The sequence below is a fragment of the Vibrio sp. SCSIO 43153 genome (assembly GCF_023716625.1).
Lineage (GTDB): Bacteria > Pseudomonadota > Gammaproteobacteria > Enterobacterales > Vibrionaceae > Vibrio > Vibrio rotiferianus.
The window spans coordinates 3,117,461-3,140,410 of the sequence record NZ_CP071855.1; the positions used below are offsets into that span (position 1 = coordinate 3,117,461).

Here is a 22,950-nt window from a genome sequence, read left to right on the forward strand (position 1 = left end):
GGATGAGCAACCGTAAACCTTACGTTCGTGAAATAAAACGCACATGGTGGAAGAACCATCCTTTCTACCGCTTCTACATGGTACGTGAAGCAACGGTGCTTCCTCTGATCCTATTCACTATCTTCCTGACTTTCGGTCTAGGTTCATTAGTGAAAGGCCCAGAAGCTTGGCAAGGTTGGTTGGAGTTCATGGCAAACCCTATCGTGGTAGCGATCAACATCGTTGCACTGCTAGGTAGCCTATTCCACGCACAAACCTTCTTCAGCATGATGCCACAGGTAATGCCAATTCGTCTGAAAGGCAAACCAGTGGATAAGAAAATCATCGTTCTGACTCAGTGGGCAGCGGTCGCGTTCATCTCACTGATCGTTCTCATCGTGGTGTAAGGAGCTTTAGTAATGAAACCGAATTATAGTGTTAACACAGCACCAAAGCGTTCTGATGAGCCAATTTGGTGGGGTCTATTTGGCGCCGGTGGTACTTGGTTTGCGATGATCACGCCAATCACGGTATTAGTACTGGGTATCCTAGTTCCACTAGGCATCATTGATGCAGAAGCAATGAGCTACGAGCGCGTATCTGAGTTCGCGACTAGCATCATTGGTGCACTGTTCATCATCGGTACACTAGCACTACCAATGTGGCATGCAATGCACCGTGTACACCACGGCATGCACGACCTAAAATTCCACACTGGCGTGGTAGGTAAAATCGCATGTTACGCGTTTGCAGGCCTTATCTCTGCACTCGCAGTTATCTTTATCTTCATGATCTAAGAATCTGAAGAAAATGAAAAAAGCTGGCACCTCGCCAGCTTTTTTATTGCCTGTAACTCGTGTTTGAATGCCAAGCGCTACTCAATAAAGGTCGCGATTTCATCCAGTGACTTTTTGTGCATCGCATGTTCTGGAATGGTCGCATCTTCTTCCGGATAGCCCGTCACAATCAACATATATGGACGGTCGACATCGTTGTCTCGCCCACAAATCTTGCTCAAGAAACTCATCGGCTTTGGCGTGTGAGTCAGTGTCCCCAGCCCTGCATTGTGCAGTGCTTGAAGCAAAAAGCCTGTGGCAATCCCTACTGACTCGTGCACGTAATAATTGGTTTGCTCCCCATCGTTACTCATGCCGCCCTTCTTCTGCGAAAACACCGCGATCAACCACGGTGCTTTTTCTAGATAAGGTTTGCTGGCATTGGTACCTAGAGGTTTCAGTGCATCTAACCATTCTTGCCCTGCTCTCCCTTCATAGAAAGAACGTTCTAATTCTTCAGCAGCTTGGCGGATCTGGCCTTTCACTTCCGCCCTATTAATCGCAACAAAATGCCAAGGCTGATGGTTTGCCCCACTCGGAGCTGTACCTGCCGCTCGAATACAGTGCTCAATCACTTCTTTCGCCACTGGGCGGTCGGAGAAGCTACGAATCGAATGACGACGTTGAAGTTGCTCAAGATTATGTACAGCTCTTGCCGCCATTTCTTGCGGAGGATATTCCACAAAATCGATGAGTGGATGATGTTGTTCTTGAGTCGACATAGTGCTTCCTTGCGCTTGTTGGGTGTTGATTCACTATAGCTACTAATTTCGCCCTCGCCTTTTTATCTTCATAAAATCAATGTGATATTGAGATAAAGCGCAAATATTCAGCCGTATTTCACCAACAAAAAAGAGAGGCTGATAACACGTATCAGCCTCTGCATTACTCTGATTTGTACAGCTACCAGAGCTTTTGGTCACCCATGATCTTATTGCTGTGTGACCTTCTTGGTTTGGTCCATTAAGCCCAATGCACCAAAGCCAGTAATCACATCGAGGTTAGTTTTCAGACCTGTCGCTTCCCCACCACCGATGTAGTTTTGTGGCATCTGCACTTGGAAGTTTTGCAGGTTGTTGTACAGCGAGTTCGCCACATCTCGGTTCAACTCTGCCAAGTACACTTCTCGGTTTGCACCTAGTGCTGCGTACTTAGCTTTCAAGACTTCCGCTTCTGCGCGGCCTTTTTCCAAAATCGCTTTTGCTTCGAATTCTGCTGATAAAGCATTGGCTTTTTGAATCGCTAGGTTCGCTTCTGCAATCGCTAACTCTTTCTCTTTTTCCACCTCAGCCAGTCGCTTGGTTTTCTCAACCTCAACGATTTCACGCTCCGCAATTTGACGTGCAACTTCGACTTCTTTTTGCTGAGCGATGATCGCGAGCTCTTTACTACGTTGAGCATCTTGTACTTCACGGGTACGTTGAATCTCTTTACGTAACTGCTCAGTCTCTGCTTGTGCTTTGGAGGTCTCTTGCTCCTGAATCGCACGGATACGATCTGCTACTAAGCGCTTTTTATCTGCGAGCAATTGATCAAGCTGCTTCTCTGGTTGCGGGTCACCAATAGTCACCTGTGTCACTTGAATGCCGTATTGCTGTAGCGGGTTATCCTGACGGATTGGTTGGCCAGTGTTGTCCACGACTGGAACCGTCTTCCAAACCAGTTGGTTAGTGCGTTGCAGTTGGTTCGCATTCGACTGATTCGCACCAACTGGAGCAAGATCTAACTCTTCCACTTCTACCTGACGACGCTCAGTCAGATAAATGCCTTCACGCAGTTGGTCTCCTAATTTGGATTTGAACTGGTTCAAGCCGCCTTGGAAAAACTCTTCTCCCGTGTATTGAGTCGCGGTAATCACCGTCACGTTACGTGCGTTCTTTACTAACAATGCATCGATTAGGTTGCTGTTGTTGCGGAACTCTTTATGCATCTTCTTAACCGCTTCTGGGTCATTGCTGAGCTTGAAGCGGAATGTCACTGGGATCTGACCAATGTAGGTATCGGCAAAGCGAACCTGAATCGCATCAAGGCGTTGATAAAAATCTTCGCCCTTGCTGTTACCAAATGACACGGTGATCACTTGGTCATACTTGGTGATCTTGGACAGAAACGGCATGCGAAAGTGAATGCCCGGTTCTGTGAATACGTCCAATTCACCAGTGATGTTGTTCTGATGAACATAGCTGTAACCCGCATCGGTCATCAGCACTGAGCTGTTAATCGTTAAGCCTATTGCCAGCAACGGAATACCAAATACGGCTGCTTTCAATCCTTTATGTAGTAACTGACGTCTCTCTTCCACCTTTAAACCTCGTCCTAAGCCTCTGCTTTCCATTTTGTTCTCCTTTTTGGATTGTCATTGAGTTAAATCGATAAAAATCAAATTGATATGCAACTCGCCGACAACGAGGACTAATGTATCAAATTGTGACATTAAGAAATAATCGAAAGATTCATGAAATAAATAAGTTTTTTACGAATAATACAAAATCATCAGAAATTTGCGGAAGATATCGATGTTTTGCACAGAGGCATCAAAGAGAGGAAAATGACGGGCAATAAAAAAGGCCGCCAAAGCGACCTTTTCCATATGATACGTTTGGGTGAAATTACTTCACACGACCTACGTATTCACCTGTACGAGTGTCAACTTTGATCACTTCGCCAATTGCGATGAATAGTGGAACACGAACAACAGCGCCAGTTGCTAGTGTAGCTGGTTTACCACCAGTACCTTGAGTATCACCTTTCAGACCTGGATCTGTATCTGTAACTTCTAGCTCAACGAAGTTTGGTGGCGTAACCGTAATTGGGTTACCGTTCCAAAGTGTGATCATGCAAGTGTTGTTTTCTACCAACCATTTAGCGTTTTCACCAACCGCTTTCGCGTCTGCAGCGATCTGCTCGAAAGTTTCGTTGTTCATAAAGTGGTAGAATTCGCCGTCTGAATATAGATAATCTAGATCGATATCCATTACGTCTGCCACTTCACAAGTGTCACCAGACTTGAATGTTTTCTCTAGCACTTTACCAGAAAGAAGTTTACGAATTTTAACGCGGTTGAACGCTTGGCCTTTACCTGGTTTAACGTATTCGTTTTCCAGGATTACACAAGGCTCGTTATCAAGCATTAACTTAAGGCCGCCTTTAAATTCATTGGTGCTAACTGTAGCCATTTTGTCCTCTTACATTCTTAGAGCTAAATTCAATGCCGCACATAATAACCCGAAAAGTCGAATCTGTTGAGCAAAACTGGCTCAAACAGTTAGCGAATGGGATCTCTGATCCTGCAAAACTGCTAGAAATGTTGGAAATTGATCCATCGCCATGGCAAGACGGGTTTGCTGCGCGCAAGCTGTTTGCACAGCGTGTACCGCAAAGTTTTGTCGATAGGATGGAAAAAGGCAATCCTTACGATCCACTTTTACGCCAAGTCTTACCTTTGAGTGCTGAGTTTGAGGTACATGACGGTTATTCCAATGACCCATTGGACGAGCAAGATAACGACATCCCCGGACTACTGCATAAATACCACAATCGCGCTTTGATGATCGTGAAAGGTGGTTGCGCCGTAAACTGCCGATATTGCTTCCGTCGCCACTTCCCTTATCAAGAGAATAAAAGTGGTAAACAAGCTTGGAGCAAATGCCTAGAATACATGGCGCAAAGACCTGAGTTAAACGAAGTGATCTTCTCCGGCGGCGATCCGCTAATGGCCAAAGACGATGAGATTCACTGGTTACTGGAGCACATCGCACAAATCCCACATATCAAACGCCTGCGTATTCACAGTCGTTTGCCTGTCGTGATCCCTGCTCGTATTACTGACGAATTATGCCAGCTACTTCGTGCTTCTCGCCTACAGATCGTCTTGGTGACTCACATCAATCACGCCAACGAAATCAACGCTGAATTTTCTGCTCAAATGGCCAAGTTAAAGCAAGTTGGTGTGACTTTGCTGAACCAAGGTGTATTGCTGAAAGGTGTCAATGACAACGTAGATGCACAAGTTGCCCTCAATGAGGCTTTGTTTGACAGTGGCATTTTGCCGTATTACCTGCACGTCTTGGATAAAGTACAAGGCGCTGCGCACTTCTTTGTTTCTGATGACAAAGCTAAAGAAATCATGCGCGGTGTCATTACACGTGTTTCTGGTTACTTGGTACCTAAGCTAGCCCGAGAAATCGGCGGCCGCCCAAGCAAAACGCCACTGGATTTGCACTTGGAGTAGCGTGTTGCTCGTATAGGATTTTATCGTAACAAATAAAAGCTTTTGTTCGATCGGACGGTCTTATCTATGCATACTCCGACAATCTTGGAGGTTAAGATGCAAGCAACTTTTGAACAATTATTCGATCTTGGCCCATTCAGCTGGCCTGCGTTAGCCTGTTGCGCCATCAACGGCTTAATGATCGGTATAGAGCGCCAAACTCGTGGTAAGCCTGTTGGTATTCGAACCGCAATTCTCGTTATCTCTGGTACTTACCTGTTTATGTCGATGGCGGTTTCACTTTCACCAAACACTCTCGATCAAGCTCGCGTACTTGGCCAGATCATCACTGGCGTTGGCTTCTTAGGTGCAGGGGTGATGATGACGCAAGACGGCAAAATCCACGGCGTGACTTCCGCGGCAGTGATTTGGGTCTTGGCGGGGCTAGGGTTGATGATTGGCTTGGGCTACTTATCGCAATCGATCATCATTACCGTGTTGGCGCTGACCGTATTACTTGGTGTAGATAGAGCAGAAAACCGTGTTAAAGCGCTACGTCGTGGCGTACACCAGAAAATGCAGCAACGAAAAACGCCTACGCGTTTAATCAAATAAACAACACTATAAAAAAGACCCCGACATCATGCCGGGGTCTTTTTGTATCTGGTATTTATCGTAAGAGATCGCTTAATTTATTTCGCGAAGTTTACGATTGGGAAACACTTGAAGAAACCGTTGTCTGCACAGTTTAGAAGACCAATTTGAACACCGTCGATTTGGTCAGTCATGTTGAAGAAACCTAGCTGGAAGTTAGATTTTTTAGAGATACTTGCCAGACCGATATCTGCCATTGTGTAACCTTCAGAGTAGTTCACAGCACTCCAGTTCAAACCTTCAACGTTGTTAGTCACGTTTACCGCGCCTAGGTTAAGACCGGTTGTTTGGCCTTGGTTCCAGTTGAATAGACCTAGAGAAACACCTTTCATTTCTTGGTTTACTTTAGACGCGCCAAAGAAAAGGCCGAAGTTAACACCCGTTGTGCGGTCTGTTTCAGACATACCAAGTAGAGAGAAGTCGACACCTTTCACTTCGTTCACTTGACCGTGAAGAACCGCAAGACGAACACCACCAACAGAAGAGTTAGAAGGTGCGTTAGTGTTATCGATAGTCGAGAACATAACTGGCGTGCTGTCAGCAAGAGCAACAGGTGAAGCAATAGCGGCTGCAACAGCCAATGACGTCATAAGCTTTTTCATTTTCATCTCCATGGGGGAATAGTTATTTTACAACATAGTGTAATGTACAAATTTTGCGCCATTTCAATCCAATAAATGTTAGCTGAAAGTCATATTTAACTCCCTGACAAACAAAGCAATTAATTCATCATGATTATTTATCTGCATTTTCCCTGACGATTTACGCACAATACCCGCACAATTGCGTGTTTTTATATCAACTTACCCTATTCTACTGCTCAGAATAAGTTAAGGTACTCAATGCCACATTGGAGGTAAAAACGAAGATTAACCTTCTCAAACGCCTGCTTTTTCTCGCGCCAAAAACAGCAGATACAAAAAAGCCGAGGCATCCACCTCGGCTTAATAGTTTGGCTTGGTCGGTTGTCTTTAAGCTATAACGCCTTAGAGCAAAGAGAAAGCGCGGAGTTTACGCACGTAAATGAGCACTTTCGATGCCGCTATAAGGGGTTAAAGCGACAAGACGAGCAGCAAATTACATCATGCCGCCCATACCACCCATACCGCCCATACCACCCATGTCAGGCATACCAGCGCCTTCTTTTTGTGGTAGGTCAGTAACCATAGCTTCAGTTGTGATCATTAGACCAGCTACTGATGCTGCGAATTGTAGTGCGCTACGAGTTACTTTAGTTGGATCTAGGATACCCATCTCTAGCATGTCGCCGTATTCGCCTGTTGCTGCGTTGTAGCCGTAAGAACCTTCACCCGCTTTCACGTTGTTCGCTACTACTGACTCTTCGTCACCTGCGTTCTTCGTGATTTGACGGATTGGCGCTTCCATTGCACGTAGTGCAACGCGGATACCAACGTTTTGCTCTTCGTTGTCGCCTTCTAGGTCAACAATCTTAGATGCTGCACGGATTAGCGCTACACCACCACCAGCAACAACGCCTTCTTCAACCGCTGCACGAGTCGCGTGTAGTGCATCTTCTACGCGGTCTTTCTTCTCTTTCATTTCAACTTCAGTTGCTGCACCAACTTTGATCACTGCAACACCGCCTGCTAGCTTAGCAACGCGCTCTTGTAGTTTCTCTTTGTCGTAGTCTGAAGTTGCATCTTCGATTTGCTGACGGATTTGAGCAACACGACCTTGGATCATTGCTTCTTCACCCACGCCATCGATGATGGTTGTGTTTTCTTTTGTGATTGCAACGCGCTTCGCTTGACCTAGGTCTTCTAGTGCTACTTTTTCTAGCTCTAGACCAACTTCTTCAGAAATCACGATACCGCCCGTTAGGATAGCGATGTCTTGTAGCATTGCTTTACGACGGTCACCAAAACCAGGCGCTTTCACTGCTGCTACTTTAACGATGCCACGCATGTTGTTCACAACTAGTGTTGCTAGTGCTTCACCTTCTACGTCTTCAGCGATGATCAGTAGTGGGCGAGATGCTTTTGCTACTGCTTCTAGTGCTGGAAGAAGTTCACGGATGTTCGATACTTTCTTATCGATCAGAAGGATGAATGGGTTTTCTAGATCAACAGAACCTGCTTCTTGGTTGTTGATGAAGTAAGGAGATAGGTAACCGCGGTCGAACTGCATACCTTCTACTACGTCTAGCTCATCTTGTAGTGCTTGACCTTCTTCAACAGTGATAACACCGTCGCGGCCAACTTTTTCCATTGCTTCAGCAATGATGTTACCTACGCTTGAGTCAGAGTTCGCTGAGATAGTACCAACCTGTGCGATTGCTTTCGTGTCGTTACACTCAACAGAAAGCTCTTTTAGTTGCTCAACCGCTGCGATAACTGCTTTGTCGATACCGCGCTTAAGGTCCATTGGGTTCATACCCGCTGCAACTGCTTTTAGACCTTCGTTTACGATTGCTTGCGCTAGTACGGTTGCTGTTGTTGTACCGTCACCCGCTGCGTCGTTTGCTTTAGACGCAACTTCTTTAACCATTTGTGCGCCCATGTTCTGGAATTTGTCTTCCAGTTCAATTTCACGCGCTACTGATACACCATCTTTAGTGATTGTCGGTGCACCAAAAGATTTGTCTAGAACTACGTTACGACCTTTAGGACCCAGTGTTACTTTTACTGCGTCAGCTAGAACGTTTACGCCTTCTAGCATTTTAACTCGTGCGTCATTACCAAATTTAACGTCTTTAGCAGCCATCTTTAGTTTCCTTTTCTAAATTCTTAAATTTTGATTAGTATTTGAATCTGAGCAAAAAATTACTCAATGATTGCTATTACTCAACGATCGCCATGATGTCGTTTTCAGACATTACTAGCACTTCTTTACCGTCGATCTTTTCAGTCTTAGTGCCGTAGCCTTCAGCGAAGATAACGGTATCACCAACTTTAACGTCCAATGGCAGCACTGTGCCGTTTTCTAGGATGCGGCCTTTGCCTACAGCTAGAACAACACCACGTGTCGATTTTTCCGCAGCAGAACCAGTTAGAACGATGCCACCCGCTGACTTTGATTCAACTTCTTTACGTTCTACGATAACTCGGTCATGTAATGGACGAATGTTCATCGGTCGTCTCTCCTGAAAGTTTCCATGTTTATTTGATAATTGCCCGCGTAGGGCACGTGATCACTATATAAGGGGCAAACCCAACGATCCCAAGGGGTAGACGTGATTTTTTTGTGACTTAGTTAAAATAACCAGCAGCCAGGCAACGGTTTGCGTGCGAAATGCTCACTCGCCGAGGCAACGGCTTTCTTGTATCCTTGCACTTCCCTCACCAGATAGACGTCAAAAATGCTGGAAAAGAACAAGCCGGACAATCAGGCCCAAGACAAACATGGTTTGCTGACCGCGCCCATTCCCGACACATTACGCAAAATGACCATCCCCATGACCATGGGCATGATTGCGATTTTGATGTTTAACTTGGTCGATACCTTTTTTATCTCGCTATTGGGTACCGAAGCGCTCGCCGCAATCAGTTATACCTTCCCAGTAACCTTTGCGGTGAACTGCATCACTATGGGCATTGGTATGGGGCTGTCGACTAATATCGGCCGCTTACTTGGCCAAGGGCAGTCTTCCCAAGCCGCTCGTTTTACCAGTCATGGCTTACTGCTTGCCGTTGCTCTGGTCACTATCGCTTCGACATTGGGCTTCTTTACTATCGAACCTTTGTTTAGCTTCCTAGGCGCAAAAGAAGACTCCATCCCACTGATTGAGCAGTATATGCAGGTTTGGTATTTGACCATTCCTCTGTTAGTGATTCCAATGGCGGGCAACAGTGCCATTCGAGCCACTGGTGACACCAAAACTCCTGCCAAGATCATGATGCTCGCGGGGCTTATTAACGGCATTCTCGACCCTTTACTGATCTTTGGCTATGGCCCTTTCCCTGAGCTCGGTATTCAAGGCGCTGCTATTGCCAGTGCATTCAGTTGGTTTGGTGCGTTGTGCGGTTCTTTCTATGTATTGATCAAACGCGAAAAGCTGCTTGCCGCGCCGCAATGGTCACTCATCAAACAAGATTGGCAACAAACGCTCAAGATAGGCACACCCGCCGCTCTCTCGAATGCGATGACGCCACTCTCTGGCGCGATTCTGATGATGATACTTTCCAATCACGGCACCGCAGCGGTTGCAGCTTATGGCGCAGCGCAGCGTATTGAATCGATTTTGATTTTGGTGCTGATGTCGCTGACCTCTGCACTCACCCCGTTTATGGCGCAAAACTTTGGGGCCAATAACCCTGCTCGAGCGTTCTCTGGCTGGTTCCTGAGCATGCGCTTTGCGGTGGTCTTCCAAGGCTTTATCTTTTTGATGATGGTGCCTCTCAGCATTCCTCTTGCTGCGCTTTTCTCTCAAGAAGCAGCGGTAAAAGACTTGCTGTGGCATTACCTATTAGTCGTGCCATTTAGCTATGGCTTCCAAGGGATTGTGATGATGTTAGTGAGTGGCTATAACGCGATGCACAAACCGCTACGCGCCTTCCAATGGAGCTTTATGCGTTTGTTCGTCTTTACGTTACCAGCGGCATGGATAGGCAGTCAGCTTTATAGCATCGAAGGTTTGTTTATTGGCATTGCTCTGGGTAACACACTAGGCGGGTTGTTAGGCTATCTCTTTGCCTTGCGCGAGCGTCGCCTGACGTTAGCAGAGCACATGAGTTCTTAACTCGGCACAGAGCCTGCATCAAACAAACTTCAGCTCAGACAAATTTCAGATAATAAAAAACCGCGGATAACCGCGGTTTTTTTGATTTTGACTTTATCAAGCTGGCTTAGAATAGCTCTTCAGCAACTTGGTATAGGTCGTTGCGTACTGGACGCTTCATGTTCTCGATTGCATCGATGATGTCGTGGTGAACCAGTTGCTCTTTCACGATACCAACACAACGGCCGCCGTGGCCTTCCATTAGTAGGTGAACTGCGTAGTTACCCATGCGAGATGCTAGAACACGGTCGAATGCTGTTGGACGACCACCACGCTGGATGTGACCAAGAACCGTTGCGCGAGTCTCACGACCAGTTGCCGCTTCAATCTCTTTCGCTAGCTCGTTCGCATCCATCATCAGCTCAGTTAGTGCGATGATTGCGTGCTTCTTACCTTTCGAGATACCGTCTTGGATGTTACCAATCAGCTTCTCTTTATCTAGGCCAGTTTCTGGAGTAATGATGTACTCACAGCCACCTGCGATTGCAGACATCAGAGTTAGGTCACCACAGTGACGACCCATGATTTCTACGATAGAAATACGCTGGTGAGAAGAAGACGTGTCACGTAGACGGTCGATAGCATCGATAACTGTGTTTAGCGCTGTTAGGTAACCGATTGTGTAATCTGTACCTGCGATATCGTTATCGATTGTGCCTGGTAGACCGATACATGGGTAGCCCATTTCAGTCAGTTTCTTAGCACCCATGTAAGAGCCGTCACCACCGATAACAACTAGTGCATCGATGCCGTGCTTTTTAAGGTTCTCAATCGCTTGTTCACGTACTGCTACTTCCTTGAATTCAGGGAAACGTGCAGAGCCTAAGAATGTACCACCCTTGTTGATCACATCAGAAACGCTAGAACGATCTAGCTTTTCAATGCGGTCTTCGTATAGACCTAGGTAGCCATCGTAAACACCGTAAACTTCCAATCCCTCAGATAGTGCTGTACGAACTACGCCGCGTACTGCAGCGTTCATACCAGGTGCGTCACCGCCACTTGTTAAAACACCGATCTTCTTAATCATGCTCACCCTCGATCTTTGGCAATCAATTTATTTAATTTTCTTCTAGGCCCCTTGTTACCAAGCAACCTGCATAATCCAGAACTGTGCGTTATGTTACATTTCCTCTACAGGAATACCAATGAAAACACACTTTTTTATGTAACTTTTCTACTTATGTAAGAGTATTACAGTTTCTCTTTGCAACTTCGTTGATTCACATCAGGATCACGATTCTTAATAAGTAGTGATGGAAAGATAGTCAATAAGCGCTTGTTTGTCGTCAGACTTAGCCCGATTTTTCGACCGTTACCAATCTTGCGCTTTTTGTTCTTTCTCTGGCCCAAACACCACCGACAACGGATCTTGGTGGATCAATACATCTGCTTCAGGAAACAGTTCAAGCAAATTATCTTCAACTTTATCCGCAATATGATGAGCTTCAATCAAGCGTAAATTATCATCTAGCTCCAAATGCAGCTGGATAAATCGTGTTGGGCCTGACATACGAGTGCGCAGTTGATGCACTCCCAATACGCCTTCCACTTTCAAGCATTCTTGACGAATTTGCTCCAACTCTTCATCAGGCAGTTTTCTATCCAGTAAGGTCTGAATCGCCTCGCTAACCATCTTGAAAGCGCTGTATAAAATGAAGATACCAATACCAATCGCAAATACCGCATCAGCTTGGGTGACACCAAAATAACTCAAGCCTAATGCCACCATAATGGCACCATTCATATACAAGTCAGTTTGGTAGTGCAGAGAGTCTGCTGCGATCGCCTGACTGCCTGTCATGCGTACAACATGCTTTTGGAACATCACAAGTCCAAAGGTCACCACCATGGCGAAAAGAGAGACGTAAACACCGAGCTCTGGGGCATTGAGTTCATGCGGGCGGAAGAAACGTTCGATACCATTTAGGATCAGGAATACCGCAGAACCAGAGATAAACATGGCTTGCGCCAAAGCGGCCAACGACTCGGCTTTACCGTGACCAAAAGTGTGTTCTCTGTCAGCCGGTTGCAGGGAATAGCGCACCACAATAAGATTTACCACCGAAGCGGCGATATCCAACATCGAGTCAATTAAAGAGGCAAGTAAACTGACCGATCCTGTCACCCACCAAGTGATGACTTTAACAATCAAAAGAAGTGTCGCAACGATGGTAGCCGTCCAGGCAGCCATCGTGACTAAGCGTGCATATTGCTGTTTCATAATCAAAGAGTTAACTCATACCGTATTTTGAGTATACCTTGAGAATCATGTAATGAGTATGAAATCGCCAAGATCAAAAAGAGGCAGCACTCTGGCTACCTCTTTAATTTTATCTATCAGCAATTAGCTTTCGTGATGCTTTTTCATGCGTTTTTGCATCTTCTCACCACACTCTTGTTGGCGCACTTTCTGTAGCTCAACAAATTTTTCTTTTTGCTCCGGCGTTAGCACACTTAGCATTTGATGTTTCTTCTCTAGCATCTTAACGCGACGCTCAGTCTGCTTCTCAACCATCTCTTTTGCTAGATCGTTTGCCGCAGCTTCATCGAAGTTATCAGCCAATAGTAGTGCTTGTACTTTGTCGTGGTGAGCTTGACGCTCTGCCATGCGAGCTTCGTGACCGTCAGCAAATTTTGCTTTCATTTCTGCTTTGTTTGCTTCACGCATTTCTTTTAATTGGTCTTTTTGTGCATCCGTCAGGTCTAGTTGACGCATGATGCCACGGTCCATACCCATGCCGCACTCACCGCGATGACCTTTGTGGTCTTTACCGCCAAATGCGAATGCACTCGCTGTACCTAGAGTTAGAGGTAGAACAACAGCCGCTAGTACTAATTTCTTTGCAGTTTTCATAATACGATTCCTTACACAGGTTAGTGATTCTTCTGAGCTGTTCTCACAGCGCTTGAGTGTAGAATACGACCTGCTAGGTAAAGCGACGTATAGAGACCGTAAAGAATCGTAAAGAGTGATTTTTACACTCATTGTTGCTCTTCATTACCATGTAATATTAAAGCGACCACGAATGATAAATAGGTACTCAAATGGCAAACATTCTTTTGATTGATGACGATACCGAGCTAACCAGCCTACTTAAGGAAGTGCTGAGCTTCGAAGGTTTTAATGTCAGCGAAGCCAACGATGGAGAAGCAGGACTCGCCGCTGTTCATGATGGGATCGACCTCATCTTACTCGATGTCATGATGCCAAAACTCAATGGAATGGAAACCTTAAAGCGCCTGCGTGAAAACTGGGAAACACCCGTGCTAATGCTGACAGCCAAAGGTGAAGAGATAGATCGTGTGATCGGTTTGGAGCTAGGGGCGGACGACTATCTGCCTAAGCCATTTAGTGACCGCGAACTACTAGCGCGTATTCGTGCCATCTTGCGTCGTACCAGCAGCACTCAGAAAAGCGGCAAAAACGGCGACTGCATTGAGTACCAAGAAATCAAACTCTACCCAGGTAAACAAGAAGCCTATTGTGAAGAGGTTCTGCTGGATTTAACCACCACAGAATTTGCCTTGCTGACTCACTTTGTACAGAACCCAGGACAAGTACTCACTAAAGAAACATTGAGTCTTGACGTACTTGGCAAGCGCCTCGCGGCCTTTGACCGCGCGATCGATATGCACGTGTCCAATCTACGTAAAAAACTGCCAGATCAAAGCAACGGTAAGCCACGCATTAAAACCCTACGTGGGCGCGGCTACATGTTGATTGAGGAGGATTAATGCGAGCACCACGCTTCAAACTGCCGAAGATAAACAGCTTGTATGGACGCATCTTTGCCATCTTTTGGTTCACTATGTTTTTGGTTCTGATGGCTGTGCTGTCATTACCCCACCTTGATCCACGGAAAGCACGCGACATTCCAAAAGAGCATTATCAACGTATGCTAGAAATACGTGACGGCATTGAGAAGAAGTATCGCAATCAAGATAACCTTGGCAAGATTCTCTTTAGCGTTGACGGACAACGAAGAAGCAAACACGATCCGCGTCCGCGCATCTTCTTTTCAGATCACGAGGGCAATGTACTAAGCACCTCGAGTCACAAAGACTTTAAGCTGCGCGCACTGCAAAACTTTGTCACCAGCATTGAAGATCAATCACAACCGAAACAAAAACTCTACGGCCGTTACATGATTGCGGGCCCTGTGCCGATCAAAATCGCCAATTCTGACCTACTGATGTACGTCGGTTTTAAGTGGAACGAGCCACCACCAATCATGCTGCGCCTGTTCGATCACCCATTGCAATTACTCCTCGCCGTCATGTTGGCGAGTACACCGTTATTGCTATGGTTAGCGTGGGCATTGAGCCAACCAGCTCGACGATTGGAAACCGCGGCACAACGCGTTGCTAAAGGTGAATTTGTCATCGACCCAAATCTGGAAAAAGGCACCACCGAGTTTCGCCAAGCAGGTACCAGCTTTAACCAAATGGTTGAGGCGGTGAATCAAATGATTTCTGGTCAGCAGCGTTTGCTCTCGGATATTTCTCACGAGCTGCGCTCTCCACTCACTCGCCTGCGTATGGCAAGTGCGTTGGCGACGCGTAAACAAGGTGAAAGCCCAGAGCTGACTCGTATTGATACCGAAGCCCAGCGCTTAGAACAGATGATTGCCGAACTGCTTGAGCTATCACGTATGCAAGTGAACAGTCACATGACGCGTGAGACTCAGCCAATTGCCAGCTTATGGGAAGAGATCATCAAAGACGCGCAGTTCGAAGCCGAACAGATGGGTAAAAGCCTCAGCTACTCTGCCTTGCCTGATCGCAGTATCTCGGGGAACCCTAAATTGTTGATGAGCGCAGTAGAGAACATCATCCGCAATGCGATTTACTACGGTAAAGACGAAGTGAAGATAGACATTCAGGATTCATTCGACACTCTCAGCATTGTGGTCGATGACAATGGTGAAGGCGTACCAGACGAAGAACTGGAAGCAATTTTCCGCCCGTTCTATCGGGTATCGACCGCGCGCGATCGCCATTCGGGAGGCACTGGCTTAGGCTTAACCATTACCGAAAGTGCTATCCGCCAGCACAGTGGCGTGATTGTCGCGAGTCGTAGTCCGCTCGGTGGTTTACGTGTCACCATTACCCTGCCATTGATCAGTGCGGGCAAATAACCCCACAAAGATCAAAGTTGATAATGATTTTCATTAACATTAAAGTAAATCCTCCATAAAGGAGGATTTACAATGTCGCACATTTTCCCAGAGCTTCCGTACGAATACGATGCGTTAGAGCCGTACATCGATGCGAAAACCATGGAAGTTCACTACAGCAAACATCATAAAACTTATTACGATAAATTCATGGCTGCCACAAAGGGTAGCGCTCTCGAGACCCAAAGCCTCGATGACATCTTCGCTTGCATTTCTCAACACAGCCCAGCAATTCGCAACAACGGTGGCGGCTATTACAACCACATCATTTACTGGAACTGCATGTCACCAGATGGTGGCGGTGAACCTCAAGGTGACCTAGCACAAGCCATCAACGACAAGTTTGGCAACTTCGAGACATTCAAAGACGAGTTCGCACAAGCAGCTATCAATACTTTTGGCTCTGGCTTCGCTTGGCTAATCGTAAAGGATGGGGAGATTCACATTACCTCCACCAGCAACCAAGACAACCCATTGATGGACGTTGCCGCACAACAAGGAGAGCCTATCCTAGCACTGGATGTATGGGAGCACGCTTACTACATCAGCTACCAAAACCGTCGCCCTGAATACATCGACGCATGGTGGAATGTAGTGAACTGGCGCGCGGTAGAAGAGAACTATGCTCACGCATTAGGTTAACTCTATTTCACGAGCGGGCGACAAGGTTCACCGAAATGCCCTCTTCTATACCCTGTCATTGTGCTGAATCTCGCTTCTCATGGTGACTTGGGTATATACTGCTCGCCTGTTTTTACCAATCTAATTCAATACCATGTTTGATATCGCTCTATACGAACCAGAAATCGCGCCGAACACCGGCAACATCATTCGCCTGTGTGCTAACTGTGGTGCGAATCTCCACCTGATTGAGCCACTAGGTTTTGATCTTGAAGAGAAGAAAGTCCGCCGCGCAGGTTTGGATTACCATGATTTGGCTCGCGTGACGCGTCATAAAGATTATCAAGCATTCTTGGCGTACTTAGAGAAAGAGAAACAAGGCAACTACCGCCTGTTTGCATGCACGACAAAAACCACTGGTCATCACGTGGATGCGAAGTACCAAGAAGGTGACGTGCTGATGTTTGGCCCAGAAACGCGTGGCTTACCAGCAGAAGTGATTGAAAGTTTGCCAATGGAGCAGCGTATCCGCATTCCAATGATGCCGGACGCACGCAGCCTAAACCTATCTAACGCCGTTGCTATCATTGCGTTTGAGGCATGGCGTCAAATGGGTTTTGAAGGCGCAATGTAAACGCACCAAACTACAGATACTAAAAAGGGCGCTGCATGCGCCCTTTTGTTTTTCTTACTGAGTGAATCAGTTGAGCTTGTTACGATCATCGTCGTCTTTACGCTCGTACTCACCTTCGAAGGTGTTGCCGTTATCCGATTGAGAATCATATGGGTCACGACGGTACGGGTCTTGCTCGAATGGACCTTGGTTTGAGTAATTGGCGTGGAAGCCGCCACCGTTCATGGTCTTTACCACCATCTTACTCATTAAGTATTTTGCAATCGCTGCTCGTGGTGCTGGCAACAACACTAACATACCTAATGCATCTGTCATGAAGCCCGGTGTTAATAGCAGCACACCAGCGACGGCCAGCATCACACCTTCAAAAATCTGCTGAGCTGGCAGCTCACCTTGCTCTAAGCGACCTTGCACTGACATCAACGTCTGGATGCCTTGGCTACGCACCAAAGACGCGCCGACAAATGCCGTGATCAATACCAAAGCAATCGTAGGCCAGAGACCTAAAAAGCCTCCCACCTGAATAAATAGGCCGATTTCAATGATCGGGACGAAAATAAACGCCAATAATAAGATAGGAAACACATGCCCTCCTTTGTTATTTGCAGTGTAAAGGGAAAATGCTGCTAAGCTCAAACGAATCGTTGTAAAAAAGCGTGTTAATACTAAAGAGAATGCACGGTGTCACCTCCTCGAACAATAAGGTGCCATATACAAAAAAGTGCATCTGAAAAGGGCTAATTTCGAACTCTTAAAATCCAACTTTGTCCAGCAAATTAGACTACCCATTAAGGGTTATTAATAACTCGTTCATACTTTGCAAAATATTGACGCATCAAAAGCGAAAAAGGTGATCTAGTTACTATTTTTATGCGCTAGGTACAGTATTATGTGCCACATAAGTCAGGACGGATTTTCCAGCCAAAAATTCTGATGAATGGATTCTAGATTGCAGAAATGGCTAATAAATAACTTTATTATCAGAATTATCATCTAAGGATCCTGTTATGGCTACTCTATCTGATGCTCCAAAAACAGCAAACCAAGCCACTCGTATCGAAGAAGATCTATTAGGTCAACGTCATGTTCCAGCTGATGCTTACTACGGCATCCACACTCTTCGCGCTATCGAAAACTTCAATATTTCAAGCACTACCATCTCTGACGTACCGGAGTTTGTACGCGGTATGGTAATGACGAAGAAAGCTGCTGCATTAGCAAACAAAGAGCTAGGTGCGATTCCAAAAGACGTTGCTAACTACATCCTAGAAGCGTGTGATTTGATCCTTGAAACAGGTAAGTGCATGGATCAGTTCCCTTCAGACGTATTCCAAGGCGGTGCGGGCACCTCAGTGAACATGAACACCAACGAAGTTATCGCGAACGTTGCACTTGAACTGATGGGCAAGGAAAAAGGCCAATATGAGTTCATCAACCCGAACGATCACGTAAACAAGAGCCAATCAACGAACTGTGCATACCCAACGGGTTTCCGTATCGCGGTTTACAACAGTGTTCATCAGTTGATGGAAGCGATCGAATACCTAAAAGGTGCATTCGAGCTTAAAGCACAAGAATTCAAAGACGTGTTGAAGATGGGCCGTACTCAGCTTCAAGACGCGGTTCCTATGACTGTGGGTCAAGAGTTCCACGCTTGGGCGGTTACGTTAAACGAAGAGATTCGTGCCCTAGACTACACATCTAAGCTACTACTAGAAATCAACCTAGGTGCTACTGCAATCGGTACTGGCCTAAACGCGCCAACTGGTTACCAAGCGCTAGCAGTAAAACACCTAGCAGAAGTAACAGGTGTTGAAGTGGTTGCCGCAGAAGACCTAATCGAAGCAACCTCTGACTGTGGTGCTTACGTAATGACGCACGGTGCGCTAAAACGCCTAGCAGTGAAGCTATCGAAGATCTGTAACGACCTTCGTCTACTTTCTTCTGGTCCACGTGCAGGTCTAAACGAGCTGAACCTACCAGAAATGCAAGCAGGCTCTTCAATTATGCCAGCTAAAGTAAACCCAGTTATCCCAGAAGTAGTGAACCAAGTTTGCTTCAAAGTTCTAGGTAACGACAACACGGTTTCTTTCGCAGCAGAAGGCGGTCAGCTACAACTTAACGTAATGGAACCGGTTATCGCGCAAAGCGTGTTTGAGTCTATCTCTCTACTACACAACGCGTGTGTGAACCTACGTGATAAATGTATCGATGGCATTACTGTGAACAAAGAAGTTTGTGAAAACTACGTTTACAACTCTATCGGTATCGTAACTTACCTAAACCCATACATCGGTCACCACGAGGGCGATATTGTTGGTAAGATCTGTGCAGAAACAGGTAAGAGTGTACGTGATGTGGTTCTAGAACGCGGTTTATTAACTGCTGAAGAGCTAGATGACATCTTATCAGTTGAAAACTTCATGCATCCGACTTATAAAGCGAAACGCTACGAGTAATCGCATGTTTAAGGGGTCCCAAACGGGGCCCTTTTTTAGGCTTTTATACGGTTAACCACACTTTTATTAAGCTTTTTATTACCGTAAGCCGAACAGGTTCTGATTCTCTGAACATTTACTCCTGTTCCTGAGTGTTCAAAAAATCAGAATCAATAAAAAACTAAAAGAGGTATCAATATGGTAATGGTCGAACTATTCGTGGTTCTGCTCTTCATTTATTTGGGGGCAAGAATTGGTGGTATCGGCATTGGTTTTGCTGGTGGTGCCGGGGTAATTGCGTTGTCTCTCATCCTGGGCGTTCCAACAAGCCAAGCTTACATACCTGTCGACGTAATCCTGATCATCATGTCTGTAATCACCGCTATCGCAGCAATGCAAGTCGCAGGTGGTTTGGACTGGATGGTACAGGTTGCAGAAGACTTTTTACGTAAGCATCCCGAACGTATCACTTTCTACGCGCCTATCGTGACATTCCTAATGACACTGATGGCGGGTACTGGTCATACGGCATTCTCTACCCTACCTGTAATTGCAGAAGTAGCGAAAGGTCAAGGCGTTCGTCCTTCTCGTCCACTGTCTATCGCGGTAGTGGCATCGCAAATCGCTATCACAGCATCGCCAATCTCAGCGGCAGTGGTAGCTTTCGCGGCAATGCTTCACCCGTTCGGCGTAGACTACCTAACGCTACTAGCGGTATGTATCCCAACAACCTTCATCGCTTGTATGATCGGTGCATTTGTTGCGAACTTCATGGGCTGTGAACTAAAAGACGATCCTGAATACCAACATCGTCTAGAGAACGGCCTAATCAAGCTAAGCACAGAATCTAAACGTGAGATCCTACCAACAGCGAAGAAAGCAACGTTCATCTTCCTTGGCGCGATCGCATTCGTAGTGTGTTACGCAGCGGCAATTTCTGGCTCTGTCGGTCTTATCGAGAACCCAGCGCTTGGTCGTAACGAAGCAATCATGACAGTAATGCTAGCGGCCGCAGCTGCTATCGTAATGAGCTGTAAAATCGACGCTAGTAAAATCCCAGCAGCGGCAACATTCCGCTCTGGTATGACAGCGTGTGTGTGTGTTCTTGGTGTGGCATGGCTAGGTTCTACATTCGTTAACGCGCACGTTGATGGCATCAAGGAAGTCGCAGGTGCACTACTGTCTGACTACCCATGGATGCTAGCACTTGTTCTATTCTTCGCTTCAATGCTGCTTTACTCGCAAGGTGCAACGACTGTTGCGCTGATGCCAGCAGCACTAGCAATCGGTGTAGCACCACTTACCGCGGTTGCGTCTTTCGCAGCAGTAAGTGCGCTATTCGTACTACCAACTTACCCAACGCTACTTGCTGCGGTTGAGATGGACGACACGGGCTCGACTCGCATCGGTAAGTACGTATTCAACCACCCGTTCTTCGTACCAGGTGTAGCAACTATCGCTTCAGCGGTAGCACTTGGCTTCGCATTCGGTGGTCTACTGATCTAGTAGAAACAGAGTCTTACTCGGGGAGCTTCGGCTCCCTTTTTTATTGCCTGAGACTCACGTTTTTGCTTAACAAATCTTCACTTCCATGAAACTTATTGGCTAGCCAGCAGGTCTGATTGAGTTACACTAACGGCAATTATCTAAGATGAATTGAACCTTTTATGCGTGCATTACTCTCCGTCTTACTCTTAGGGCTTATTACTTTTTCTGCGCCATCCATGGCCTTATTTGGTAACGACCAGTTTGGTAACGACCAAAACAACACTTTTGGCAGCAGCAACGATTCTTTTGTGCCTATCGATCAGGCTTTCCCGTTCAACTACTACCAACAAGACGGCAAACTGATGCTCGATTGGCAGGTACGTGATGGCTACTACCTGTATCAAGAACGCTTGTCAGTTGCGGGCGAAAACGTCGCGTTAGGCGACTTACAAATGGAGGAAGGCACACCGCATAAAGATGAGTTCTTTGGTGACGTGCATATCTACACTCAACCACTGTTTGTTAACGTGCCAATGCATAACTGGCAAGACGGCGCTCGCGTCGTGGTGCAATACCAAGGCTGTGCCAAAGCAGGCTTCTGTTACCCACCAGAAACTCGCGTGATTCCTATCAGTGCGTTTACTTCATCGAGCTCAGGTTCAACCACGTCGACGACAGCACCAAAAGCAGAACAAGCAGCAATAGTAACGCCACCAGCGGCGAAATCATCCACGGCAGATACTCCATCATCGGCACCAATAACACAGCAAGATAGCCTTGCAGCCAACCTAGCAGATAACTGGTGGACGCCACTATTGTTCTTAGCACTTGGTGTGGGCTTAGCATTTACGCCATGTATACTGCCGATGTACCCAATCCTGACCAGTATCGTGCTTGGTAGTGGCAAACTGAGCCAACGCCGCGCACTAGGCTTGTCGTTTGTTTATGTGCAAGGCATGGCGCTGACTTACACCCTACTCGGTCTTGTGGTGGCGTCTGCGGGCATGCAGTTCCAAGCAGCGATGCAACACCCTTATGTGTTGATTGGTTTGAGTGTGTTATTCGTGGCGCTGGCACTATCTATGTTTGGTGTATATAACCTGCAGTTGCCAAGCAGTGTGCAGACATGGTTAAACAACCTCAGCAACAAACAACAAGGTGGTAGCAGCGCAGGCGTGTTCGCCATGGGCGCGATTTCAGGTTTGGTGTGTTCACCATGTACCACGGCACCTCTGTCCGGCGCACTACTTTACGTGGCACAAAGTGGTGACTTACTCACCGGTGGTATCGCACTTTACGCACTGGCGATGGGTATGGGCATTCCACTGATTCTTGTTGCTGTATTCGGCAATAAACTGCTACCGAAAGCAGGTGGTTGGATGGATCGCGTTAAGACCCTATTCGGCTTTGTTCTGCTGGCAGCTCCTATCTTCCTACTTGAGCGCATCATGCCAGAAGTGTGGGCAACTGCGCTGTGGTCAGCTCTGGGCATTGCGGCTTTTGGTTGGCTATACCACATCAAAAACAGCTTAGAGTTTGGCGGCTGGAAGCAAAGTGCAGTGGGCATCATCGCAGTACTAGGTCTGTTTGCTTCTGCTCAGCCTGTGCTGAATTACTGGTTTGGAGGCAACACCACGACACAAACTCAACAAGCAACGGTGAACTTTACTCGCATTACTAACGTGGCAGAGCTTGAGGCAGCACTTGCTCAAGCTAAACAAGCAGGCAAACCAGTGATGCTCGACTTCTACGCAGACTGGTGTGTGGCATGTAAAGAGTTTGAGAAATACACCTTCCATGACCCAAGTGTCGAAGCTAAGCTGCAAGACTTCGTACTACTACAAGCAGATGTGACCAAGAACCAAGTGCAAGACATCGAACTGCTTAAACATATGAATGTACTTGGTTTACCAACGATTGAGTTCTGGAATGCCAATGGCGAGCATGTTTCAAACGCTCGTTTAACCGGCTTTATGCAAGCCAAGCCTTTCTTAGAGCATATCAACCGATTCTGATGATGAATCTTTCAAACGCCAGTGATTTTTCACTGGCGTTTTTTATTGTCTTAATAAATTCGAGAAACTTGCGTTTATATGCAATTTTTCTAATAAAAGTCGATTTGGTTCAGACTTTTAGCGGATAAACATTGTCCACATTCTTAAAGGTGGACAA

The 22,950-nt window shown here is 46.4% G+C and carries 22 protein-coding genes; 12 read left to right on the plus strand and 10 right to left on the minus strand.

From position 1 onward, the window contains the following. Positions 1-2 precede the first annotated feature (2 nt). Together frdC and frdD are read left to right on the plus strand one after the other, a co-directional pair. Positions 3-386: a fumarate reductase subunit FrdC gene (gene frdC, locus J4N37_RS14885; RefSeq protein WP_038871007.1), complete on the plus strand. Its 384-nt coding sequence runs from the start codon at positions 3-5 to the stop codon at positions 384-386. 12 nt (positions 387-398) lie between these two features. Next, positions 399-776, plus strand: coding sequence for a fumarate reductase subunit FrdD (frdD, locus tag J4N37_RS14890; protein ID WP_009707853.1), 378 nt, complete (start codon positions 399-401; stop codon positions 774-776). A 77-nt stretch (positions 777-853) separates the two neighbouring features. Here the strand turns inward: frdD and J4N37_RS14895 are convergent, their stop codons facing one another. From J4N37_RS14895 to efp, 3 genes are all read right to left on the minus strand, one after another. After that, positions 854-1,537, minus strand: a complete 684-nt coding sequence (locus tag J4N37_RS14895; RefSeq protein ID WP_252041278.1) for a nitroreductase family protein — start codon at positions 1,535-1,537, stop codon at positions 854-856. 209 nt (positions 1,538-1,746) lie between these two features. Next, positions 1,747-3,150, minus strand: a complete 1,404-nt coding sequence (locus J4N37_RS14900) for an SPFH domain-containing protein (RefSeq protein WP_005440474.1) — start codon at positions 3,148-3,150, stop codon at positions 1,747-1,749. Between the two features lie 274 nt (positions 3,151-3,424). Next, positions 3,425-3,991 carry an elongation factor P gene (gene efp / locus J4N37_RS14905; RefSeq protein ID WP_005456976.1) on the minus strand — a complete coding sequence of 189 codons (567 nt, stop codon included), beginning with the start codon at positions 3,989-3,991 and terminating at the stop codon, positions 3,425-3,427. A 32-nt stretch (positions 3,992-4,023) separates the two neighbouring features. On the opposite strand from efp, the gene epmB reads away from it, so the two are divergent. Together epmB and J4N37_RS14915 are read left to right on the plus strand one after the other, a co-directional pair. After that, positions 4,024-5,046, plus strand: a complete 1,023-nt coding sequence (gene epmB / locus J4N37_RS14910) for an EF-P beta-lysylation protein EpmB (RefSeq protein WP_252041279.1) — start codon at positions 4,024-4,026, stop codon at positions 5,044-5,046. 96 nt (positions 5,047-5,142) lie between these two features. Beyond that, positions 5,143-5,640, plus strand: a complete 498-nt coding sequence (locus J4N37_RS14915) for an MgtC/SapB family protein (protein ID WP_038884106.1) — start codon at positions 5,143-5,145, stop codon at positions 5,638-5,640. 77 nt (positions 5,641-5,717) lie between these two features. Here the strand turns inward: J4N37_RS14915 and J4N37_RS14920 are convergent, their stop codons facing one another. The 3 genes from J4N37_RS14920 to J4N37_RS14930 form a co-directional block, all read right to left on the minus strand. Beyond that, the gene (locus J4N37_RS14920; protein ID WP_005425048.1) at positions 5,718-6,281 is read right to left on the minus strand and encodes a VC2662 family protein; all 564 of its coding nucleotides are present in this window, start codon (positions 6,279-6,281) and stop codon (positions 5,718-5,720) included. A gap of 475 nt (positions 6,282-6,756) precedes the next feature. Then, positions 6,757-8,403, minus strand: a complete 1,647-nt coding sequence (gene groL / locus J4N37_RS14925; protein WP_009698895.1) for a chaperonin GroEL — start codon at positions 8,401-8,403, stop codon at positions 6,757-6,759. 76 nt (positions 8,404-8,479) lie between these two features. Further along, positions 8,480-8,770 (minus strand): co-chaperone GroES, encoded by a 291-nt coding sequence (locus J4N37_RS14930; RefSeq protein WP_005381516.1) that lies wholly within the window; start codon positions 8,768-8,770, stop codon positions 8,480-8,482. A 228-nt stretch (positions 8,771-8,998) separates the two neighbouring features. Between J4N37_RS14930 and J4N37_RS14935 the strand changes: the two genes are divergently transcribed. Then, a complete protein-coding gene (locus tag J4N37_RS14935; RefSeq protein WP_252041281.1) occupies positions 8,999-10,378 on the plus strand; it encodes an MATE family efflux transporter in 1,380 nt (459 codons plus the stop codon). Positions 10,379-10,484: 106 nt separating this feature from the next. Here J4N37_RS14935 and pfkA read toward each other — a convergent pair whose 3' ends face one another. The 3 genes from pfkA to J4N37_RS14950 form a co-directional block, all read right to left on the minus strand. Continuing rightward, entirely contained in the window at positions 10,485-11,447 is a 963-nt protein-coding gene (gene pfkA / locus J4N37_RS14940) for a 6-phosphofructokinase (protein ID WP_010444110.1), read from the minus strand. A gap of 285 nt (positions 11,448-11,732) precedes the next feature. Further along, positions 11,733-12,641, minus strand: coding sequence for a CDF family cation-efflux transporter FieF (fieF, locus tag J4N37_RS14945; RefSeq protein WP_038884112.1), 909 nt, complete (start codon positions 12,639-12,641; stop codon positions 11,733-11,735). A gap of 123 nt (positions 12,642-12,764) precedes the next feature. After that, positions 12,765-13,274 carry a CpxP family protein gene (locus J4N37_RS14950; RefSeq protein WP_252041287.1) on the minus strand — a complete coding sequence of 170 codons (510 nt, stop codon included), beginning with the start codon at positions 13,272-13,274 and terminating at the stop codon, positions 12,765-12,767. A 191-nt stretch (positions 13,275-13,465) separates the two neighbouring features. Here J4N37_RS14950 and J4N37_RS14955 point away from each other — a divergent pair, with 191 nt between their 5' ends. From J4N37_RS14955 to trmL, 4 genes are all read left to right on the plus strand, one after another. Then, entirely contained in the window at positions 13,466-14,155 is a 690-nt protein-coding gene (locus J4N37_RS14955; protein WP_010444116.1) for a response regulator, read from the plus strand. Beyond that, complete coding sequence (gene cpxA, locus J4N37_RS14960) at positions 14,155-15,558, plus strand: envelope stress sensor histidine kinase CpxA (protein WP_252041289.1); 1,404 nt, start codon at positions 14,155-14,157, stop codon at positions 15,556-15,558. The genes J4N37_RS14955 and cpxA overlap by 1 nt, the downstream gene beginning before the upstream one ends. A gap of 72 nt (positions 15,559-15,630) precedes the next feature. Beyond that, positions 15,631-16,239: a superoxide dismutase gene (locus tag J4N37_RS14965; RefSeq protein ID WP_045391470.1), complete on the plus strand. Its 609-nt coding sequence runs from the start codon at positions 15,631-15,633 to the stop codon at positions 16,237-16,239. Between the two features lie 133 nt (positions 16,240-16,372). After that, positions 16,373-16,852 carry a tRNA (uridine(34)/cytosine(34)/5-carboxymethylaminomethyluridine(34)-2'-O)-methyltransferase TrmL gene (gene trmL, locus J4N37_RS14970; RefSeq protein WP_050910905.1) on the plus strand — a complete coding sequence of 160 codons (480 nt, stop codon included), beginning with the start codon at positions 16,373-16,375 and terminating at the stop codon, positions 16,850-16,852. Between the two features lie 66 nt (positions 16,853-16,918). Here the strand turns inward: trmL and J4N37_RS14975 are convergent, their stop codons facing one another. Next, the gene (locus tag J4N37_RS14975; RefSeq protein WP_010444126.1) at positions 16,919-17,437 is read right to left on the minus strand and encodes an FxsA family protein; all 519 of its coding nucleotides are present in this window, start codon (positions 17,435-17,437) and stop codon (positions 16,919-16,921) included. A 422-nt stretch (positions 17,438-17,859) separates the two neighbouring features. Between J4N37_RS14975 and aspA the strand changes: the two genes are divergently transcribed. The 3 genes from aspA (at position 17,860) to J4N37_RS14990 (ending at position 22,793) form a co-directional block, all read left to right on the plus strand. Beyond that, the gene (aspA, locus tag J4N37_RS14980) at positions 17,860-19,311 is read left to right on the plus strand and encodes an aspartate ammonia-lyase (RefSeq protein ID WP_005428778.1); all 1,452 of its coding nucleotides are present in this window, start codon (positions 17,860-17,862) and stop codon (positions 19,309-19,311) included. Positions 19,312-19,488: 177 nt separating this feature from the next. Then, on the plus strand, positions 19,489-20,796 hold the full coding sequence (locus tag J4N37_RS14985; RefSeq protein ID WP_038884119.1) for an anaerobic C4-dicarboxylate transporter: 1,308 nt from the start codon (positions 19,489-19,491) through the stop codon (positions 20,794-20,796). 161 nt (positions 20,797-20,957) lie between these two features. Further along, entirely contained in the window at positions 20,958-22,793 is a 1,836-nt protein-coding gene (locus J4N37_RS14990) for a protein-disulfide reductase DsbD (protein WP_252041291.1), read from the plus strand. Positions 22,794-22,950 lie beyond the last annotated feature (157 nt).

Excerpts from the sequence above, each read along its gene's own strand:
- frdC (WP_038871007.1), top strand. The coding sequence starts at position 3 with ATGAGCAACCGTAAACCTTACGTTCGTGAAATAAAACGCACATGGTGG.
- frdD (WP_009707853.1), top strand. The coding sequence starts at position 399 with ATGAAACCGAATTATAGTGTTAACACAGCACCAAAGCGTTCTGATGAG.
- J4N37_RS14895 (WP_252041278.1), bottom strand. The coding sequence starts at position 1,537 with ATGTCGACTCAAGAACAACATCATCCACTCATCGATTTTGTGGAATAT.
- J4N37_RS14900 (WP_005440474.1), bottom strand. The coding sequence starts at position 3,150 with ATGGAAAGCAGAGGCTTAGGACGAGGTTTAAAGGTGGAAGAGAGACGT.
- efp (WP_005456976.1), bottom strand. The coding sequence starts at position 3,991 with ATGGCTACAGTTAGCACCAATGAATTTAAAGGCGGCCTTAAGTTAATG.
- epmB (WP_252041279.1), top strand. The coding sequence starts at position 4,024 with ATGCCGCACATAATAACCCGAAAAGTCGAATCTGTTGAGCAAAACTGG.
- J4N37_RS14915 (WP_038884106.1), top strand. The coding sequence starts at position 5,143 with ATGCAAGCAACTTTTGAACAATTATTCGATCTTGGCCCATTCAGCTGG.
- J4N37_RS14920 (WP_005425048.1), bottom strand. The coding sequence starts at position 6,281 with ATGAAAAAGCTTATGACGTCATTGGCTGTTGCAGCCGCTATTGCTTCA.
- groL (WP_009698895.1), bottom strand. The coding sequence starts at position 8,403 with ATGGCTGCTAAAGACGTTAAATTTGGTAATGACGCACGAGTTAAAATG.
- J4N37_RS14930 (WP_005381516.1), bottom strand. The coding sequence starts at position 8,770 with ATGAACATTCGTCCATTACATGACCGAGTTATCGTAGAACGTAAAGAA.
- J4N37_RS14935 (WP_252041281.1), top strand. The coding sequence starts at position 8,999 with ATGCTGGAAAAGAACAAGCCGGACAATCAGGCCCAAGACAAACATGGT.
- pfkA (WP_010444110.1), bottom strand. The coding sequence starts at position 11,447 with ATGATTAAGAAGATCGGTGTTTTAACAAGTGGCGGTGACGCACCTGGT.
- fieF (WP_038884112.1), bottom strand. The coding sequence starts at position 12,641 with ATGAAACAGCAATATGCACGCTTAGTCACGATGGCTGCCTGGACGGCT.
- J4N37_RS14950 (WP_252041287.1), bottom strand. The coding sequence starts at position 13,274 with ATGAAAACTGCAAAGAAATTAGTACTAGCGGCTGTTGTTCTACCTCTA.
- J4N37_RS14955 (WP_010444116.1), top strand. The coding sequence starts at position 13,466 with ATGGCAAACATTCTTTTGATTGATGACGATACCGAGCTAACCAGCCTA.
- cpxA (WP_252041289.1), top strand. The coding sequence starts at position 14,155 with ATGCGAGCACCACGCTTCAAACTGCCGAAGATAAACAGCTTGTATGGA.
- J4N37_RS14965 (WP_045391470.1), top strand. The coding sequence starts at position 15,631 with ATGTCGCACATTTTCCCAGAGCTTCCGTACGAATACGATGCGTTAGAG.
- trmL (WP_050910905.1), top strand. The coding sequence starts at position 16,373 with ATGTTTGATATCGCTCTATACGAACCAGAAATCGCGCCGAACACCGGC.
- aspA (WP_005428778.1), top strand. The coding sequence starts at position 17,860 with ATGGCTACTCTATCTGATGCTCCAAAAACAGCAAACCAAGCCACTCGT.
- J4N37_RS14985 (WP_038884119.1), top strand. The coding sequence starts at position 19,489 with ATGGTAATGGTCGAACTATTCGTGGTTCTGCTCTTCATTTATTTGGGG.
- J4N37_RS14990 (WP_252041291.1), top strand. The coding sequence starts at position 20,958 with ATGCGTGCATTACTCTCCGTCTTACTCTTAGGGCTTATTACTTTTTCT.